General features: G+C 67.7%; 17 protein-coding genes, 1 tRNA gene and 1 pseudogene. 9 read left to right on the top strand and 10 right to left on the bottom strand.

The genetic code is table 11. The features are described from left to right. Positions 1 to 149: 149 nt before the first annotated feature. Both ASE70_RS18350 and ASE70_RS18345 read right to left on the bottom strand, forming a co-directional pair. Positions 150 to 1,010: pseudogene (locus tag ASE70_RS18350) on the bottom strand (tyrosine-type recombinase/integrase); the annotation flags it as partial. A 355-nt stretch (positions 1,011 to 1,365) separates the two neighbouring features. Next, a tRNA-Thr gene (locus tag ASE70_RS18345) sits at positions 1,366 to 1,440 on the bottom strand. A 318-nt stretch (positions 1,441 to 1,758) separates the two neighbouring features. On the opposite strand from ASE70_RS18345, the gene ASE70_RS18340 reads away from it, so the two are divergent. From ASE70_RS18340 to ASE70_RS18315, 6 genes are read left to right on the top strand one after another with little or no spacing between them, the layout of a single operon-like run. Further along, entirely contained in the window at positions 1,759 to 2,727 is a 969-nt protein-coding gene (locus tag ASE70_RS18340) for a glycoside hydrolase family 5 protein (protein WP_056402224.1), read from the top strand. A 43-nt stretch (positions 2,728 to 2,770) separates the two neighbouring features. Then, positions 2,771 to 3,481: an alpha/beta hydrolase gene (locus tag ASE70_RS18335; RefSeq protein ID WP_056402535.1), complete on the top strand. Its 711-nt coding sequence runs from the start codon at positions 2,771 to 2,773 to the stop codon at positions 3,479 to 3,481. Then, entirely contained in the window at positions 3,481 to 4,233 is a 753-nt protein-coding gene (locus ASE70_RS18330) for a tetratricopeptide repeat protein (protein ID WP_056507846.1), read from the top strand. The genes ASE70_RS18335 and ASE70_RS18330 overlap by 1 nt, the downstream gene beginning before the upstream one ends. A gap of 59 nt (positions 4,234 to 4,292) precedes the next feature. Next, positions 4,293 to 4,712, top strand: a complete 420-nt coding sequence (locus ASE70_RS18325) for a VOC family protein (protein ID WP_056402218.1) — start codon at positions 4,293 to 4,295, stop codon at positions 4,710 to 4,712. Beyond that, positions 4,709 to 5,431, top strand: coding sequence for a hydroxyacylglutathione hydrolase (gene gloB, locus ASE70_RS18320; RefSeq protein ID WP_056507898.1), 723 nt, complete (start codon positions 4,709 to 4,711; stop codon positions 5,429 to 5,431). Before ASE70_RS18325 ends, gloB begins: the two co-directional genes overlap by 4 nt. Positions 5,432 to 5,450: 19 nt before the next feature. Then, entirely contained in the window at positions 5,451 to 5,846 is a 396-nt protein-coding gene (locus tag ASE70_RS18315) for a hypothetical protein (protein ID WP_056402216.1), read from the top strand. Positions 5,847 to 6,012: 166 nt separating this feature from the next. Here ASE70_RS18315 and hslU read toward each other — a convergent pair whose 3' ends face one another. The 6 genes from hslU to ASE70_RS18285 form a co-directional block, all read right to left on the bottom strand. Then, positions 6,013 to 7,311, bottom strand: a complete 1,299-nt coding sequence (gene hslU, locus ASE70_RS18310; RefSeq protein WP_056402213.1) for an ATP-dependent protease ATPase subunit HslU — start codon at positions 7,309 to 7,311, stop codon at positions 6,013 to 6,015. A gap of 10 nt (positions 7,312 to 7,321) precedes the next feature. Next, positions 7,322 to 7,873 carry an ATP-dependent protease subunit HslV gene (gene hslV, locus ASE70_RS18305; RefSeq protein WP_056507844.1) on the bottom strand — a complete coding sequence of 184 codons (552 nt, stop codon included), beginning with the start codon at positions 7,871 to 7,873 and terminating at the stop codon, positions 7,322 to 7,324. Between the two features lie 172 nt (positions 7,874 to 8,045). Beyond that, positions 8,046 to 8,453 carry a holin family protein gene (locus ASE70_RS18300; RefSeq protein WP_056402211.1) on the bottom strand — a complete coding sequence of 136 codons (408 nt, stop codon included), beginning with the start codon at positions 8,451 to 8,453 and terminating at the stop codon, positions 8,046 to 8,048. A gap of 40 nt (positions 8,454 to 8,493) precedes the next feature. Further along, positions 8,494 to 9,033, bottom strand: coding sequence for a glycoside hydrolase family 108 protein (locus ASE70_RS18295; protein WP_056507841.1), 540 nt, complete (start codon positions 9,031 to 9,033; stop codon positions 8,494 to 8,496). Between the two features lie 245 nt (positions 9,034 to 9,278). After that, entirely contained in the window at positions 9,279 to 10,112 is an 834-nt protein-coding gene (locus tag ASE70_RS18290; RefSeq protein WP_200909557.1) for a glycosyltransferase family 2 protein, read from the bottom strand. Next, entirely contained in the window at positions 10,109 to 12,187 is a 2,079-nt protein-coding gene (locus ASE70_RS18285) for an HAD-IIB family hydrolase (protein ID WP_056507839.1), read from the bottom strand. Before ASE70_RS18285 ends, ASE70_RS18290 begins: the two co-directional genes overlap by 4 nt. Before the next feature lie 82 nt (positions 12,188 to 12,269). Between ASE70_RS18285 and ASE70_RS18280 the strand changes: the two genes are divergently transcribed. Then, positions 12,270 to 13,334 carry a glycosyltransferase family 4 protein gene (locus ASE70_RS18280; RefSeq protein ID WP_056402203.1) on the top strand — a complete coding sequence of 355 codons (1,065 nt, stop codon included), beginning with the start codon at positions 12,270 to 12,272 and terminating at the stop codon, positions 13,332 to 13,334. Continuing rightward, the gene (locus ASE70_RS18275; RefSeq protein ID WP_056507837.1) at positions 13,331 to 14,551 is read left to right on the top strand and encodes a glycosyltransferase family 4 protein; all 1,221 of its coding nucleotides are present in this window, start codon (positions 13,331 to 13,333) and stop codon (positions 14,549 to 14,551) included. Before ASE70_RS18280 ends, ASE70_RS18275 begins: the two co-directional genes overlap by 4 nt. On the opposite strand, the gene ASE70_RS18270 is transcribed toward ASE70_RS18275, so the two are convergent. Beyond that, the gene (locus tag ASE70_RS18270; protein WP_056507835.1) at positions 14,473 to 15,336 is read right to left on the bottom strand and encodes a hypothetical protein; all 864 of its coding nucleotides are present in this window, start codon (positions 15,334 to 15,336) and stop codon (positions 14,473 to 14,475) included. The genes ASE70_RS18275 and ASE70_RS18270 overlap by 79 nt on opposite strands. Before the next feature lie 66 nt (positions 15,337 to 15,402). On the opposite strand from ASE70_RS18270, the gene ASE70_RS18265 reads away from it, so the two are divergent. Then, positions 15,403 to 16,299 carry an NmrA family NAD(P)-binding protein gene (locus ASE70_RS18265; RefSeq protein WP_056507833.1) on the top strand — a complete coding sequence of 299 codons (897 nt, stop codon included), beginning with the start codon at positions 15,403 to 15,405 and terminating at the stop codon, positions 16,297 to 16,299. Positions 16,300 to 16,386: 87 nt separating this feature from the next. Here ASE70_RS18265 and cobU read toward each other — a convergent pair whose 3' ends face one another. Further along, positions 16,387 to 16,905: a bifunctional adenosylcobinamide kinase/adenosylcobinamide-phosphate guanylyltransferase gene (gene cobU / locus ASE70_RS18260; protein ID WP_056507831.1), complete on the bottom strand. Its 519-nt coding sequence runs from the start codon at positions 16,903 to 16,905 to the stop codon at positions 16,387 to 16,389. Positions 16,906 to 16,921: the final 16 nt, after the last annotated feature.

Raw genomic sequence — 16,921 nt, 5'->3', positions numbered from 1 at the left:
TGGACTACAACGACAACCACCCGCACTCAGGGCTCAAAATGCGTTCGCCGCGCGAGCATCGCGCACTGGTTTCTGCAACCGCCTAATTCCGTCCGGTAAAACGGGGGCCAGATCAGCTTTAGTGCCTTGGCTTCTGAGAGGATTGCTAAACAACGCGGCGAGAGCGGAACCCTATGCGGCTTCTTCGCCTTCATACGGCTACCCGGTATCGTCCAGATCGCCCGTTCCAGATCGATTTCGCTCCAAAGGGCTTCGCGGGTTTCCGCTGATCGGGTTGCAGTAAGTATGAGGAACTCGAAGGCGAGCTTCGTTACCATACCCGCATCGCTATTACGAACTGCCGCTAACGCCTTGCCCACCTGATCGTAAGGAAGGGCTTGGCGATGCTCGACGTTTGACCGGTCATGCTTCGGTAGCGCCTTGGTGATGGTGTCGGCGGGGTTATCGACCCTCCAACCGTTTGCCATCGCCCATTTGAACACTGTACCTATCCGCTGCTTCACCCTGCGGGCGGTTTCGGGCTTTTCATTCCAGATCGGGGATAGAGCGGACAGCACGTCGGCACTGGTAATTGTGTCGATGCGCTTCGATCCCAACGCCGGGAAAGCGTAAGTCGTAAGGGTGTTAAGCCATTGCTCGCCGTGCTTGTCATTGCGCCAAGTTGGCTTCGAAAGTTCATGCACTTTCCGTGCCGCGTCTTCGAACGATAGGACGCCCATAGCACGCCGTTTTGCCGCAACCGGATCGTCCCCTGCCCGGGCAGTCTTTCGATGCTGTAAGGCCGTTTCTCGGGCTTCTGCGAGGCTTACGAGCGATGCCGAGCCTAAGCCGATATCACGGCGCTTGCCGTGTATGACCAATCGTTGCACCCAACGCTTCGCTCCGGATGCATCGACCTTTAGATGCAGTCCGTGACCGTCGCCGTAAAAGCCCGGTTCCTTGACCGTTCGCACGAAGGCCGCGCTAAGCCGCTTCTCTTCGTGTCGTCCCGATGGTTTTTTGCCACTCATCCCGGCAACATATCAACCAACAAAAATATTTGGAATATGTTGAACGGTACTGTGCATTCTTAAACGACAAATACGACTAAAGTACTCAAAAACCTGTTCTTATTAGAAATCTTTAGAACCCTTCAGACAATACATTGGCAGACTCCGTCTCCGCCAATTTTGGCTTGGTTGATCGGCTCGACGCGGTCGTCTACTCCAACTTACCAATTAGCTCGGCATAGCGACAGTCGCGTTGCGGCATATGCGGACGGCTTCGCATGCCATATGCATCAGTTCCGGCGCGGAAAGGGCTGATTACCGGGTCCGAAGCACGGTTCGTCCGTCCGCTTCGTGATCCTCCACAATCGGAAGAAAATGGTGCTGCCGGTGAGGATTGAACTCACGACCTCAGCCTTACCAAGGATGCGCTCTACCACTGAGCTACGGCAGCACTCCGAGCCGGGGGAAACCCTCGGCGGCGGGAGGGGCCTATGTGCAGCCATTGGCCGGGATGTCAAGCGACGGTTGTCGAATTGGCCGCGAAAAGCGTAGAAAGCGCGGATGAACGACGACGAACGCAAGGCGCGGCTGGCACACGCACTCCGCCAGAACCTCCGACGCCGGAAAGGGCAGGCGCGGGAGCTGAACGATTCGCCGCCTTCCGTTGAACCGAATACGTCACCGCAGCAGTAGTTCCTGCCGGGCAGGCGCGTTGACCGCGTCGACGTGGATCGGCACGCTTGCCGCAATGAGGAATGGGAGAGGTGTCATGCGTCGCTGGTGGGTGCTGCTGGTCGCATTGCTGGTCGGACAGGGTGCGTGGGCGTCGTCCCTGCCGCCGTCCGGATCGCCGGTCGCGGTGCATGGGCGATTGGCCGTCAAAGGCAATCGGGTCGTCGATGCGCAGGGCAAGCCTTATGCGGTGCAGGGCATGTCGCTGTTCTGGAGCCAGTGGCAGCCGCGATACTATGACGCCGCGACGATCCACTGGCTGGTCCGCGACTGGCACGTAACGGCGGTACGGGCGGCGATCGGGGCGCAGTCGGGCGGCTATGACAAGCAACCCGATGTCGAAACCAGGCGGGCCGAGACGGTGATCGACGCGGCGATCGCGAAGGGGATCTATGTCGTGGTCGACTGGCACGCGCATCAACCGCGCGCCGACGATGCGGTGACCTTCTTCACCCATATCGCCCGCAAATATCGCGGCGTCCCCAACCTGATCTACGAACCCTATAACGAGCCGCTGCCCGAACATGGCTGGACCAGGGTGCTCAAACCCTATCACATCCGCGTGATCGGAGCGATCCGGGCGATCGACCCGGGCGCGTTCGTCGTGGCGGGCACGCGGAGCTGGTCGCAGGATGTGGACGAAGCGGCGGCCGATCCGCTGCCCTTCGCCAATGTCGCCTACACGCTGCATTTCTACGCCGCGACCCATAAGGCCGAGTTGCGGGCCAAGGCCGATCTGGCGATGCGGCGGGGCATCGCCCTGTTCGTCACCGAATATGGCACGACCGCCGCCAATGGCGATGCGCCGATCGACGCGGCGGAAACGCGCACCTGGTGGGAATGGTGCGCGAGGAACGGCATCAGCTATCTGAACTGGTCGGTCGCGAACAAGGACGAGGCTTCGGCGATCCTGAAGCCCGGGACACAGGCGGTGGCGGGATGGCCTGCCGGCGATCTGACCGAATCGGGGCGGCTGGTGCGGGGGCATTTGCGCACGCTTCGCTGACGGCGGCTTTCGTCGCGGTGCGGCGCATGGCATGGACGCGGGCATGACCGATCCCCGCCCGCTCGCCTATCGTCACACGCCCGGTGCCGGCCCGACGATCCTGTTCCTGCCCGGCTATGCGTCCGACATGACTGGAACCAAGGCGCTGGCGATCGAAGCATGGGCCAAGGCGCGGGGGCAGGCGTTCCTGCGCTTCGACTATGCCGGATGCGGCGAGAGCCCCGGCGTGTTCGAGGAACAGACCCTGGCGGGCTGGGTCGACGATGCGCTGGCGATGATCGACTTGTGCGTCGACGGGCCGGTGGTGCTGGTCGGATCGTCGATGGGCGGCTGGATCGCGCTGCTGGCGGCGCGCGCCCGGCCGGAGCGGATCGTCGGGCTGGTCGGCATCGCGCCCGCGCCCGACTTCACCGACTGGGGCTTTTCGCAGGCCGAGAAGATGGCGATGCTGACGCAGGGGCGGATCGAGCGGCCATCGCCCTATGCCGATACGCCGACCGTGTTCACCCGCGCCTTCTGGTCGTCGGGGGAGGCGAACCGGCTGATGCACGGTGAGGTGCCGATCGACGTGCCGGTGCGGCTGGTCCAGGGACAGCGCGATGCCGATGTGCCGTGGGAACGTGCGGTCCACCTCGCATCGCGGCTTCGTTCAGCCGATGTGCAGACGGTGCTGGTCAAGGATGGCGACCATCGCCTGTCGCGCGACGGTGATATCGCGCTGATCCTGCGCGCCATCGAGGATGTGTTGAACTGATGCTGTCGCCGTTGCTGTTCCTCGCCCTGCAAGCCGCCGCCGGACCGCAGCTTCCAGCCGGGGCGACGCCCGAGGCCTGGTACGACCAGTGCGTCGATGCCGCGACGACGACGCCGGACGTGGCGGAGCGGATCGCGGGACAATGGCGGCTGGCCGGGGGCGGCTTCCTTGCCCGCCAATGCCTCGGCATGAGCTATGCCACACGGCAGAAGTGGAGCGCGGCGGCCGAGGCGTTCGAACAGGCCGCGCGCGAGGCGGAGGTGGCGAAGGACGTCCGTGCCGCCAATTACTGGGCACAGGCCGGCAATGCGCGACTGGCCGATGGCGATACGATCGCGGCAGGCGCGGCGCTGGACGCGGCGCTGGCCAGCGGGGCGCTGACCGGACTGGCGCGGGGCGAGGCGCAGCTCGACCGGGCGCGGATACGGGTCGCGGCGGGCGATCTGGCGGGTGCGCGCGGCGACATCGACCGCGCACTGAAGGATGCGCCGGCCGATCCGCTGGCGTGGCTGTTGTCGGCGACGCTGGCGCGGCGGACCAGCGATCTGGCCCGGGCGCGAACCGATATCGCCGAAGCGGTGCGGCGGTCGGCCGACGACCCGTCGGTACAGCTGGAGCTGGGCAATATCGCCGGGCTGTCGGGGGATGCCAAGGCGGCGCGCGCGGCATTCGAGGCGGTTCAGCGGCTCGCCCCCGACAGCGCCCAGGCAAAGGCGGCATCGGCCGCGCTCGACACCCTGCCGCCGGCCTGAGGCGGTTGCGGCGATGCGACGGCGACCCGATATCCGGGTTCGAACCAACGGAGCCGTCGATGACCCGCTATCTCCATACCATGATCCGGGTGACCGACCCGGACGCCACGATCGCCTTTTTCGACATGCTGGGCCTGAACGAGGTCCGGCGCATGGACAGCGAAAAGGGGCGGTTCACGCTGATCTTCCTCGCCGCGCCAGGGCAGGAGGGCGTGGCCGAGGTCGAGCTGACCCATAATTGGGACCCGGAGCCATATGGCGGCGGGCGCAATTTCGGCCATCTGGCGTTCCGCGTCGACGATATTTATGCGACGTGCCAGCGGCTGATGGACGCCGGGGTGACGATCAACCGCCCGCCGCGCGACGGGCATATGGCGTTCGTGAAGACGCCCGACGGCATCTCGATCGAACTGTTGCAGGACGGGTCGCTGCCCGCCGCCGAACCCTGGGCATCGATGCCCAATGTGGGGACGTGGTGATGGAGGTCGTCCGCGTCCCCGTCCTGTCGGACAATTATGCGTGGCTGCTGCACGACGACGCGAGCGGCGAGACGGTAGCGATCGATCCGGGCGAGGGCCAGAAGCTGCTCGACGCGGCGGCCGCGCGCGGCTGGACGATAGGCGCGATCTGGAACACGCATTGGCATCCCGATCATGTCGGCGGCAATGCGGCGATCAAGGCGGCGACCGGCGCGGAGGTGACCGGGCCGGAGGCAGAGCGGGCGACGATCGCCGACCTCGACCGTGGTGTCGGCGAAGGCGCGATGCTGTCGGTCGGTAACGCGCAGGCGACGGTGTGGTCGGTGCCGGGGCATACTGCGGGGCATATCGCATTCCATTTCGCCGACGACGCGCTGGTGTTCACCGGCGACACGCTGTTCGCGATGGGCTGTGGTCGCCTGTTCGAAGGGACGGCGGCCGACATGTTCGGCAATATGCGGCGCTATGCCGGCCTGCCCCCCGAAACGCGGGTCTATTGCGGGCACGAATATACGCTGTCGAACGGGCGGTATGCGCTGGTCGCCGAGCCGGACAATGCAGCGATCGTTGAGCGGATGCAAGCGGTCGAGGCGATGCGTGACAAGGGCGAGGCGACGGTGCCGACCACGATCGGTGCGGAACTCGCCACCAATCCGTTTCTGCGTAGCGGCTCGGTCGAGGAACTGGCACGGCACCGCGCGGCGAAGGATGCGTTCTGACCGGATAAGGAGAGGCGGCATGAAGCGATTGGCATGGACGGCGGCGCTGCTGTTGGGCGCGTGTGCGACCCCGCAGCAACAGGCGGAGATGCAGGCGAAGGGCGACCGGCTGCTTGCCAAGACGCTGGAAGGGCGGGTCGCGGGCAAGCCCGAAAACTGCCTGCCGACCGGATTCATCGACGGTCCGCAGATCGTCGGCGATTCGTTGATATATCGGCAGAGCGGCAAGCGGTTGTGGCGTAGCCAGGTCCGCGATCGCTGCCCGTTCCTGCGCGACGATCAGATCGTGGTGTCGATCCTGTACGGGACCAATGTGTGCCGCAACGACCGGTTCCGGCTGATCGATCGCGGGGTATCGATCCCGTCGGGCGACTGCACGTTCGGCGACTTCGTGCCGTACGACAAGGTCGGGTGATCAGCCCCGTTCCGTTTGGTTCGAGCTTGTCGAGAACTCAGGTGGCCCAAACGGGCCGGTTCTCGACGGACGCTTCTCGACTTTGCTCGAAGCTGCTAGAACCGAACGGATTTTGGGCCAGGTTGCGCCTGCCACCCCCGTTCAGTTCGAGCTTGTCCAGAACCTCTTACAGCACGTAGCGGCTCAAATCCGTGTTGCGCGCGATGCTGGCCAGCTGTTTGTCGACATAGGCGGCGTCGATCGTCACCGCCTGTCCCGCGCGGTCCTCGGCGTCGAAGCTGACTTCCTCCAGCAGCTTTTCCATCACCGTCTGCAGGCGGCGGGCACCGATATTCTCCACCTCGGCATTCACCTCGGCGGCGATGCGGGCGACGGCGGCGATGCCGTCGTCGGTGAAGTCGATGCCGACCTGTTCGGTCGCCAGCAGCGCGCGATACTGGGCGGGCAACGACGCCTTGGTATCCGACAGGATCGCGACGAAATCGGCCTCGGTCAGCCCCTTCAACTCGACCCGGATCGGCAGGCGACCCTGTAGTTCGGGCAGCAGGTCGCTCGGCTTGGCGACGTGGAACGCACCGCTGGCGATGAACAGGACATGGTCGGTCTTCATCGGGCCGTATTTGGTGGCGACCGTCGTCCCCTCGATCAGCGGCAGCAGATCGCGCTGCACGCCTTCGCGGCTGATCGATCCGCCGCCGCGCCCGTCGCTGACCGCGATCTTGTCGATCTCGTCGAGGAACACGATGCCGTTCGCCTCGGCATCGGCCAGCGCGACGCGGCTGACCTCGTCCTGATCGAGCCGCTTGTCGGCCTCTTCCTCGACCAGCTTGTCCCATGCGGCGCGGACGGTCAGCTTGCGGCGCTTCTGCTGGCCGCCGCCGAACGCCTTGCCCATCATCTCGGACAGGTTGATCATCTGCGGCGCGGCACCGGGAATTTCGAACGGCATCTGCGGCGCGGCGTCGAGTTCGAGTTCGACCTCCTTGTCGTCGAGATGGCCGTCCGCGAAGCGCTGGCGAAAGGCTTCGCGGGTCGCCTCGCTGGCACCCTTGCCGGTCAGCGCGTCGAGCAGGCGCGCCATCGCCGCTTCCTCGGCCTTGTCCTTCACCGCGACGCGGCGGCGTTCGCGTTCCAGCCGGATCGCTTCCTCGACCAGGTCGCGGGCGATCTGTTCGACGTCGCGGCCGACATAGCCGACCTCGGTGAACTTGGTCGCCTCGACCTTCACGAACGGCGCGTCGGCGAGCTTGGCCAGACGGCGGCTGATCTCGGTCTTGCCGCAGCCGGTGGGCCCGATCATCAGGATGTTCTTCGGGGACACCTCGTCGCGTAGGTCGGGACTGAGCTGCTGGCGACGCCAGCGGTTGCGCAGCGCCACGGCGACGGCACGCTTGGCGTCCTGCTGGCCGATGATATGCGCGTCGAGCGCGGCGACGATCGCCTTGGGCGTCAGATTGTCTTGCATGGGATGTCCGTCAGTTCGCGCTGTCGAGCGCTTCGAGGGTGACGCGATCGTTGGTGTAGACGCAGAGTTCGGCGGCGATGGCGAGCGCCTTGCGCGCGACCTTTTCCGCGTCGCCTTCATAATCGGACAGCGCGCGGGCGGCGGCGAGGGCGAAATTGCCGCCTGAACCGATTGCGGCGATGCCGGCTTCGGGTTCGAGCACGTCGCCATTGCCGGTGACGACCAGCGTCACGTCCTTGTCGGCGACGATCAGCATCGCCTCCAGATTGCGGAGGAACTTGTCGGTGCGCCAATCCTTGGCCAGTTCGACGGCGGCGCGCAGCAGCTGGCCCTGATGGCGTTCCAGCTTCGCTTCCAGCCGTTCGAACAGGGTGAAGGCGTCGGCGGTGGCGCCGGCGAAGCCGGCGATCACCTTGCCATCGCCCAGCGGGCGGACCTTGCGCGCATTGGGTTTCATGACCGTCTGTCCGGCCGAAACCTGTCCATCCCCCGCGATCACCACCTGACCGCCGCGACGCACGGATACAATGGTGGTGCCGTGCCACACCGTCTCTTTGCTCATGGGCGCGGATATGGGGAAGCTGAAAGCCGGCGCAAGCTCCTCCCCATTCATGGGGAGGGGGACCAGCCGCAGGCTGGTGGAGGGGGTGGGCCGCGCAACGCAACGGTTCCGGATGCGGACACCCCCCTCCACCAGCTTCGCTGGTCCCCCTCCCCGCGGAGCGGGGAGGATTTTAGCGTTCTACACCCTTCGCCTTCCCCCATGCCCTTGCGGCGGTGTACCCCAGGTATCCGGTGCCGAAGAGCGCATACAATTCCTCCGGGATGCCGCGCAGATAGGCGGTCATGCCGCGGGCGATGCCGGCGGCCATGTCGGGCTGGACCGCCGAGATCAGGCCCATCGGAATCGACCAGAGCAACAGCGCATACATGACGTAGAGGAAGCCGGGACGGGCGCGCGAGGTCCAAGGGTCGGTCGACTGCGCCTCCGCGACGATCGCCGCGAGTTGCGCCTTTACCCGGTCGAGATCGGCGGTCGATTCCAGTTTAAGCAGTTCCAGCTTGGCGGCGTCGCGCGCGCGGGGGTCGGGGATCAGCTTGTCGAGCAGCGCCGCGATCGGCGCGATCAGGGTGTTGAGCATGGATGTTCCTGTCGTCGGAAGTTGCCAAAGGTGACACGGATCAGGTGGTGCGATGCGCCAGCCAGCCGTATAGAAAGGCTTCGTTGGCGGGGCGCGTTTCGGCGAGGCGGAGATAGCGTTCGCCTTGCAAGGCGTTAATTGCCTTTACCAATACCGTCTCCGCCGTCGGGCCGCGCGTGGCGAGGAGGGCATCCAGCGCCTGCAACGTTTTCGTGCCGATGTTGCCATCGACCGCGATATCGGCCCAGTCGCGCTGCGCGCGGTTCAGGGCGTTGAGCACGCGTTGCAGGAAGGTCGCGGCGACCGCCGGTCCCATGTTGACGCCGGTATCGAACAATTCGGCGGCGAGGACGGGGGCGCGCAGCGCGACGCGGTCGAAGGCCGGGGCCTGCCAGTAGCGGTGACGGTAGAAGCTGGCGGCGGCGGCGCGCGGCAGTTCGCGGATCGGCCCGGTATAACCTTCGGCGCGAGCGACGGCCTGGGTGATGCCGAACCGGGTCGGACCGCCGCGATCGGCGGGGTGGTCGACATAGCCGCCTTCGCGGTCGATGACGTCTTCGATCAATTGGGTCGCGTCCATATGGTCCTCCTGTTGGAGGTGGAACGTAACCAGAACGGTTCGTTGTAGGAAAGCCGGGGTGTCGGCCTATGGCCGATCGACCTTCAGTAAGGGTTCGACCGCTCCCCTCCCTGACAAGGGAGGGGCTGGGGGTGGGTAGGTTTGGGGCTGGCGTAACGCTCCCTCGCGGGCCGACCCACCCCCGACCCCTCCCTTGTCAGGGAGGGGAGAAGTTTGCTGGCCTGACAGTTGAAGGTCGATCGGTCCTAGCTGAACAACGCGTCGCGGCGGTGGCTGGCGGCGATTTCGGCCGGGGTCGGATGCCGCAGCACCGCGATCATATCGGCGTCGGGCGACCAGCGGATCAGCCCGGCTTCGGCGAATTGCCCCAGCCAATAGTCCATGCACCACCGTCCCCAGCGCGCGCGGAAGCGGGTGGCGTTGCGCAGGATCGCGTCGAATTGATGCAGCGGCGGAACATGGACCGCGTGATGCTGGTGCCACGCGACCGCGCCGCCGACCCATGCCATCGGCACGCCCGCCGCCGCCAGCGCCCATGCGAAGTCGGTCTCCTCGCCGCCATAGCCGACATAGCCGGTGTCCATGCCGCCCGCCGCCTCCCATGCGCTGCGCGGCAGGGCGAAGGACAGGCCCCATAGCTCGCCATGGCTGGGCACCGGGCGGACTTCGTCATCGGCGAGCGCCGGTTTGGCGGGGTGGCGGACCGCCTGCGCCGGATCGACCGTGCCGGGCGGCAGGTAGCGGACCTCGCCCAGATAACAGGCGGGACGATCGTCGAGCACCGTGGCATAGCGGGCGACCAGCGACGGCGACGGGATGCAGTCGACGTCGAGGAAGATCAGGCTATCGCCGCGCGCTGCCAACGCCGCCGCATTGCGCGCCTCGGCCAGCGGCATCGGGTCGCCGGGCACGAACACTTCGCGCACCGGCACGCCCGGATCGGGCAGGTCGGCGGGGGCGGCATCCTGCATATAGGCGATGACCAGTTCGTCGGGGGCGCGGGTCTGTGCGGCGATGCCCGTCAACAGGTTGGCGAGGTGCGCGGTCCGCCCGCGCACCAGCGTGCAGACCGAGATCACGCCGACAGGCGCTGCTGGACCGGCTGCGGCTGCGCCCGGAAATGGGCGACCCCCTCCATGATCCCGAAGGCATAGCCGCGCCGTGCGACATAGCTGTGGGCGAGGTCGGGGCGCTGGGCGAGGCCGTCCGAATAATTGCCGACGATGATCGCATGGGCGCAGGCGCGCAGCATTTCGACGTCGTTGCCGCTGTCGCCGGCGACGATCACCTGATCGCGGCGCATCCCCGCGCGCCGGCGGACATACTCGACCGCCGTCCCCTTCGACGCGGCGAGCGGCAGGATGTCGAGATAGCGGCCATGGCTGTGGATCACCGACGCCGCGAAGCCGGCATCGGCGAGCAGGTCGCGGACCCGCTGCGCGATGTCGGTTTCGCCGGCGGTGAAGTAGCTCAATTTATGGCTGCGCTGTTCGAGCGGGCTTTGCGGGCACAGGTCGGACCGGGCGGCGAGCAGCGCGCCGATCGCCGCCCGGTCCCAGCCGGCGTCGATCGTCGCCGTCCAGCTATCGTCGCGGACATAGATGCCGCCATGGGCACGGTGATAGATTTCGGAGCCGACCGAGGTGATCATGACGGCGGGCGGCGCGACCTGATTCTGGGCGAGGATCGCCAGCGCGCTGTGCAGGCTGCGCCCGGTGGCGATGCCGAACAGCATGTCGTGCTGGTCGCCGTGCCACAGGTTGAACGCCTGCGCCGCTTCGGATTCGCCCAGCAGCGTATTGTCGATGTCGGAGACCAGCAGCAGCCGCGGGGCCTCCGCGACCGGGGCGGGCGGGGCGATCACCGCCTGCGCCAGTTCGGCATAGCGCGCGACATGACCATCCCAGTCGTACAGCTCGGCGGCGGTCGCGCCGGCGCGCGAATAGCGGTCCCACAGCGCATCGTCGGACAGGATGGTCAGCATCGCGTGCCCGATCGCTTGGGCATCGCGGGGGTCGACGAGGATGCCGTTGCCGCACCCTTCGATGATGTCGTTCGGCCCGCCGCTGTCGGTCGCGACCAGCGGCAGGCCCGATGCCGCCGCCTCCAGCAGCGTCAGTCCGAAGGGTTCGTTCAGCGCCGGATTGACGAAAATGCCGCGCCGCGCGCGGGCATGGGCATAGATGGCGGGGACTTCGTGCGGGGCGTGCGTCTTGGGGATCGCGACCGATCCGTACAGGTCGTAGCGGTCGATCAGCGCGAACAATTCGGCCATGTTGCCGGCCAGTTCGGGTTCGAGGCTGCGCGGATCGTCGCGGGTGCCGGCGACGATCACCAGATTGGCGGCGGTCTGAAGCGCGGGGCAACGGCCATAGGCATGGACCAGTGCGGCAAGGTTCTTCTTGCTGACCGGCCGGGCGAGCGCGAGGATCACCGGCTTCGACGGATCGGCGAGGAAGCGGTCGATCCGCGCATCGACCATCGGATCGGTACAGGTGCCCGCGAACATCGCCAGATCGCTGCCCGGCGGGATGATGCGGATGCGGCCGGGATCATAGCTGGCATAGCCGGCATATTGCACCTCCGCCTCGTCGCGGGACGAGGCGATGATCGCGTCGGCATCGGCGATCGCGCGGTCCTCGATGGCGATGCGGCGCTCCAGCCCCTGCGTCTCGGCACAGTCGGTGCCGAAGGCGATGCGCTTGACCCGCCCCAGCGAATGGGCGGTGAAGAGATAGGGGATGCCCAGCCGCGCCTTGACCGCCGCCGCCACCGCGCCGGCATCGGCATAATGGGCGTGGATCAGGTCGGGGCGAGCGTCCAGCCCCTCGATATGCGCGACCAGCGCGTCGACCATGCTGTCCTGTTCGCCCCACAGGGCTTCCTTGGGCAGATAGGCGTCGCTGGCCGAGCGCAGGCGGACGAGCCGCGTCGTGTCGTCGATCGGCTCGACCGCGCGCCAATAGCCGTCGCCGAGCGCACCGCCGCGAAAGGCGCGGGTGACGATCTCGGTCCGGGTGATCGCGTCGTTCCGACCCGTCGCGGCAACAAGATCAAGGAGGTAGCGGATGTGGCCGCCGGTGTCGGCGGTGACGCCATATTCCACCTCGTGCGCACGAAGACAGCCCTGAAGCGCGAGGTGGAGGATGAACATTACGGAACTTTCCCGTTAAAAAATACGGACTTGTGCCCGTCCTCACAGGAACCGTTCGGCTTTCGCTTGGTTCCGGTGGGCGATGGTATCCCCGCTTCGGATCGCGCAGATCGCCCCCGTCATCTACCCCACGCCACCGGGCAGGACGGGCGGGACCGAACGTGTCGTGTCCGATCTGACCGAGGCGTTGATGGCGATGGGTCATCACGTGACGCTGATCGCTCCCAGCGACAGCATCACCACCGCCCGCCACCTGTCGGCGCATCCCAGCCTGCAGGCGTTGCAGGCGTATCACGGGCCGGTCGCGCCGGGCGTGCCCGCCGCGCTGGAAGCGGCGCAACTGGGACTGCTGGCGCAGCATCTGCACGAGTTCGACATCGTCCATTGCCATGGCGAGTTCGCCCATGCCGCGGTGCTCGGCAAGCGGATCGGGCAGAGCGTGACGACGGTCCACTGGCGGCTGGACGAGCTCGACCGCAAGCTGTTCTTCCACAGCTTTCCCGAATTGCCGGTCGTCGCGATCTCGGCGGCGCAGGCGCGCGACCTGCCGCGCGCCAACCGCGCGGGGGTGGTGCATCACGGCATTCCGGCCGAGCGGTTCTCGGCCGGTCCGGGCGGGCCGGGGGTCGCGTTTATCGGGCGGATGACCGACCAGAAGCGGCCCGATGTCGCAATCCGCGTCGCGCGCGTGGCCGGGCGACCGATCCGGCTGGCCGGCGGCATCGATGTCGGCAATCCGCGCTATTTTGACGAACGGGTCGCACCGTTGCTGGGCGACGATGCCGACCACGTCGGCGAGGTCGACGACCGCGGCAAACAGGCCTTGCTGGGCGAAGCGGCGGCGCTGTTGTTCCCGATCGACTGGCCCGAACCCTTCGGACTGGTGATGATCGAGGCGATGGCCTGCGGCACGCCGGTGATCGCATGGGATCGCGGCAGCGTGCGCGAGGTCGTCGACCACGGCGTCACCGGCTTCGTCGTGAAGAACGAGGAGGAGGCGGTCGCGGCGCTGGCGCGGATCGACACGCTCGACCGGGCGAAGGTGCGCGAACGGTTCGAGGCGCGCTTCACCGCGACCCGCATGGCGGAGGAATATGTGGCGCTGTACCGGCAACGGATCGCGCTGGCGCATGGGGCGGTGGCGTGAGGGTCGGACTCATCAGTTGGGCCTATCCCCCCGAAAAGAGCGGCCTGTCGCGCGCGGCGCAGGAGATCGCGCAGGCGCTGGCCGAGGCGGGGCATGACGTCCGCGTCGTGACGATGGATCGCCGCGACCGCAGCATGGACGGCGCGGTCGAGGTGATCGGTGCGCAGGGCGATGGCTGGCTGGCCCGGTTGCGGCGCTGGCCGGGCATCGGCCATGCATGCGGCCCGGCGATGATCGCGCGGACGGTGCGGCGGCTGCATGCCGAGCGCCCGTTCGACGTGGTCGAGGCGACCAACTGGTATGCGCCGGGGCTGTGGGTCGCGCTGACCGGGCCGGTGCCGCTGGTCACCCGCAATTCGACGCCGGTCGCGACCAGCGCCGCCAAGCCCCGCACCCTGCGCGACCGGATCGACCGCTGGGCGGCGGTGGCACTGGAGGCGCTGTCGGCGCGGCAGTCCGCCGGGCTGATTTCCAATACCGAAGCGCATGGTACGAAGGTCGCGGCGCTGTACGGCACGGTGCCGCCGGGGCCGGGACATGCCGTGATCGGGCTGAGCCTGCCGCCCGCGATCGTGGCGGCGGGACAGGCCGCGCCCTATCCGCCCGGCAATGCCGCGTTGCGCCTGCTGTTTGTCGGGCGCAACGAACCGCGCAAGGGAACCGATGCGCTGATCGGCGCGCTGCCCGCGCTGGCGGCGGAGGCCGATGCCGGCACGCTGCCCGATTTCCGCCTGACGATGATCGGGCTGCACCGCCATGAACTCGACCGGTTGCCACAGGCGGCGCTCCGGCGGATCGACGTCCATCACCGGGTCGAGGACGATGCGCTCCATGCCGCGCTGGCGGCGGCGGATATCGTCGTCGCGCCGTCGCGCTACGAGAGTTTCGGGCTGGTGTATCAGGAGGCGATGACGTTCGGCCGGCCGATCGCGGCGTGCGGCGAGGACCCGAGCGCGAGGCTGTTCGTCGGCGGCAGTGGCGCGGGATTGCTGGCGCAGGATTGCACGGCCATCGCGCTGGGCGCGGTCTTGCGGCGGATGCTGTGCGACGATGCGCTGCGGCTGGCGCTGTCGGCCGCAGCGCGGGTGGCGGCGGGGCGGTTCACCCGCGCCGGCCTCGCGGCGGAGACGGCGGCGGCCTATGTCGTGGCGGCGAACGGGCGGAGCAGGGCGGCCTCGTCGCTGGGGCGGCCGGCCCCGGTCGACATGGCTTCGTAAACGCGCGACCGTTCGACGACGCGCGACCGGCTTAGAAAATGGTCGATCGCCCCGGCCAGCGCGAGCGCGGTGCGTTCGAACGGCACCACCGGGCGTTCATGGACGACGCCGGCGAAGCGGATTTCCGCCCGGTTCAGCCGGTACTGGATGTCGGGCCACAGCGCCGATGGCACCCCGTCGACCCGGTTGCGGCGCGGCAGGCCGAGCGATCGCAGCCCGTCGCGATCGGCCGCTGCGGTCAGCCAGCCGAGCGCGGCGAGCAAGGCGGCATCGGGCAGTTCGTCGGTATCGAGTTGCAGTACCCAGCCGGTCGCCAATGCCTGCACCTGGTTGCGCTGCGCGGCGAAGTCGCCGTTCAGCGGATGCGCGACGATCCGCGCCCATGGCACCCGTCCGGCCAGTGCCGCCGCGTCGTCGCGCGTGCCGTCGAGCAGGACGATCGCGCGGGGGAAGTCGGGTCGCAACCCCGCCAGCATCGCCGCGATCCCGTCCGCCTCACCGGCGCGGGCGATCATGCCGAGCGTGACGGCGTGTGGCTGCGGTGTCGCCGGTTTGCCGTCGACCAGTCCCAGCGCCCATGCGGCATTGCGACGGGCATGGGGGGACAGCGCGAAGCCGCGCTCGGGCGTGCCGGTGCGCAGGGTGTCGTCGATCGCCGCGCGAAGCGCGGGCGGGTCGAAGGCCAGATCGGCGACCGCCAGCCCGCAATGGGTGCATTCGGGCAGCGCGCGGTCGTGCCAGTTGGCGTTGCCGCAGATCGGGCAGCGTGGCCAATCCTGATTCATCCCTTCCGCCCCCTTGCGTTGCCGCGTCGGGGAACGCACGACGTCGCCTGGCGGTTCGGAGGATTGATGCGGGAAACGACCAACGACACGATCATCGTCGCCGGGGCGACCGGCGATCTGGGCGGACGGATCGCGAAGGCGGCCGTGACGCGCGGTGCGAAGGTGCGCGCGCTGGTCCGCGCCGGGACGGCGGCCGATCGGCTTGCCGCGCTGGAAGCGATCGGGGCCGAACCCTGTCCGGTCGATTTCGACGATGCGCAGGCGCTGGCCCATGCCTGTCGCGGCGTGGTGTGCGTGGTGTCGGCGCTGAACGGGTTGGGCGAGACGATTCTGGAAACCCAGACACGACTGCTGGATGCGGCGCTGGGTGGTGGCGCGGCGCGGTTCATTCCGTCCGATTTCTCGATCGATTACCGCGCGCTGCCGACCGGCACCAACCGCAATTTCGACCTGCGCCGCGCGTTCCGCACCCGGATCGACACCGCGCCGATCATGGCGACGTCGATCTTGAACGGCGCGTTCGCCGATATGCTCAACGGACAGATGCCGTTGATCCAGCGGCGGGTGCGTCGGGTGCTCTATTGGGGCGATGCCGACACGAAGTTCGCGCTGACGACCAAGGACGATGTCGCCGCCTATACCGCCGCCGCCGCACTCGATCCCGCCGCGCCGCGCGACCTGCATATCGCGGGGGCCGAGGTCAGCGCCCGCGATCTGGCGGCGCTGATGGGCGAGGTGACGGGGCGGCCCTATGGCCTGCTGCGCGCCGGATCGCTGGGGGCGCTGTCGCGGATGATCGGGGTGACGCGCCGGCTGTTCCCCGCGCGCGATCAGGTGTTTCCGGCGTGGCAGGGGATGCAGTATCTCCACAACATGTTCGACGGGCGCGCGCCGTCGGCACCGGTGGATAACGGGCGGTATGACGTGGCGTGGACGCCGTTGCGGGAGGTGGTGGCACCTTAACCCATTCGTATCCCCGCACAGGCGGGGATCCAGGGTAATCGGGCGCGGCGTTTGCGGCTCTGGACCCCCGCCTGCGCGGGGGTACGGTCAGGTCGCCGGATCGAACCGCTCGAGCGGCAACACCATCCCCGCCACGACGAACCAGCTGCGGTCGACCGTCGCCGCCACTGCCTGATTGAGTCGCCCCGCCGCGTCGCGGAACCGGCGGCCCAGCGGATGGTCGGGGACGATGCCCATGCCGACCTCGTTGCCGACCAGCAGCACCGGATGCGGCGCGCGGCCGATCGCGGCGAGCAGATCGGTGGTGTGGCGGTCGATATCATGGTCGCCGAGCATCAGGTTCGACAGCCACAGCGTCAGGCAATCGATCAGCACCGGCCCCGTCGCCGCATCGATCGCGCTGGCCAGATCGATCGGGCATTCGACCGTTTGCCATCCCGGCCCGCGATCGGCACGGTGGCGGGCGATGCGGTCGGTCATCTCCTCGTCCCACGCCTCTGCGGTGGCGAGATAGGTCCATGGCCCCGGCAGCGCCTCGCACGCCTGCTGCGCCAGCCGGCTCTTGCCCGAGCGCGCGCCGCCCACGAACAGGGTTGTCGTCGCCATCTTGTCCTGTGCCCCG

It is taken from the genome of Sphingomonas sp. Leaf22 (genome assembly GCF_001421715.1).
Taxonomy (GTDB): domain Bacteria; phylum Pseudomonadota; class Alphaproteobacteria; order Sphingomonadales; family Sphingomonadaceae; genus Sphingomonas.
The sequence above is the reverse complement of the archived record's forward strand: the minus strand, read 5'-3'. Positions and strand labels throughout refer to the sequence as shown.

What these genes read in the sequence shown, in the direction of transcription:
- ASE70_RS18300 (WP_056402211.1), bottom strand. Translation starts at nt 8,453, where the DNA reads ATGCTCAACACCCTGATCGCGCCGATCGCGGCGCTGCTCGACAAGCTG.
- ASE70_RS18325 (WP_056402218.1), top strand. Translation starts at nt 4,293, where the DNA reads ATGACCCGCTATCTCCATACCATGATCCGGGTGACCGACCCGGACGCC.
- ASE70_RS18295 (WP_056507841.1), bottom strand. Translation starts at nt 9,033, where the DNA reads ATGGACGCGACCCAATTGATCGAAGACGTCATCGACCGCGAAGGCGGC.
- ASE70_RS18285 (WP_056507839.1), bottom strand. Translation starts at nt 12,187, where the DNA reads ATGTTCATCCTCCACCTCGCGCTTCAGGGCTGTCTTCGTGCGCACGAG.
- ASE70_RS18270 (WP_056507835.1), bottom strand. Translation starts at nt 15,336, where the DNA reads ATGAATCAGGATTGGCCACGCTGCCCGATCTGCGGCAACGCCAACTGG.
- ASE70_RS18330 (WP_056507846.1), top strand. Translation starts at nt 3,481, where the DNA reads ATGCTGTCGCCGTTGCTGTTCCTCGCCCTGCAAGCCGCCGCCGGACCG.
- hslU (WP_056402213.1), bottom strand. Translation starts at nt 7,311, where the DNA reads ATGCAAGACAATCTGACGCCCAAGGCGATCGTCGCCGCGCTCGACGCG.
- ASE70_RS18315 (WP_056402216.1), top strand. Translation starts at nt 5,451, where the DNA reads ATGAAGCGATTGGCATGGACGGCGGCGCTGCTGTTGGGCGCGTGTGCG.
- ASE70_RS18280 (WP_056402203.1), top strand. Translation starts at nt 12,270, where the DNA reads ATGGTATCCCCGCTTCGGATCGCGCAGATCGCCCCCGTCATCTACCCC.
- ASE70_RS18335 (WP_056402535.1), top strand. Translation starts at nt 2,771, where the DNA reads ATGACCGATCCCCGCCCGCTCGCCTATCGTCACACGCCCGGTGCCGGC.
- cobU (WP_056507831.1), bottom strand. Translation starts at nt 16,905, where the DNA reads ATGGCGACGACAACCCTGTTCGTGGGCGGCGCGCGCTCGGGCAAGAGC.
- hslV (WP_056507844.1), bottom strand. Translation starts at nt 7,873, where the DNA reads ATGAGCAAAGAGACGGTGTGGCACGGCACCACCATTGTATCCGTGCGT.
- ASE70_RS18265 (WP_056507833.1), top strand. Translation starts at nt 15,403, where the DNA reads ATGCGGGAAACGACCAACGACACGATCATCGTCGCCGGGGCGACCGGC.
- ASE70_RS18340 (WP_056402224.1), top strand. Translation starts at nt 1,759, where the DNA reads ATGCGTCGCTGGTGGGTGCTGCTGGTCGCATTGCTGGTCGGACAGGGT.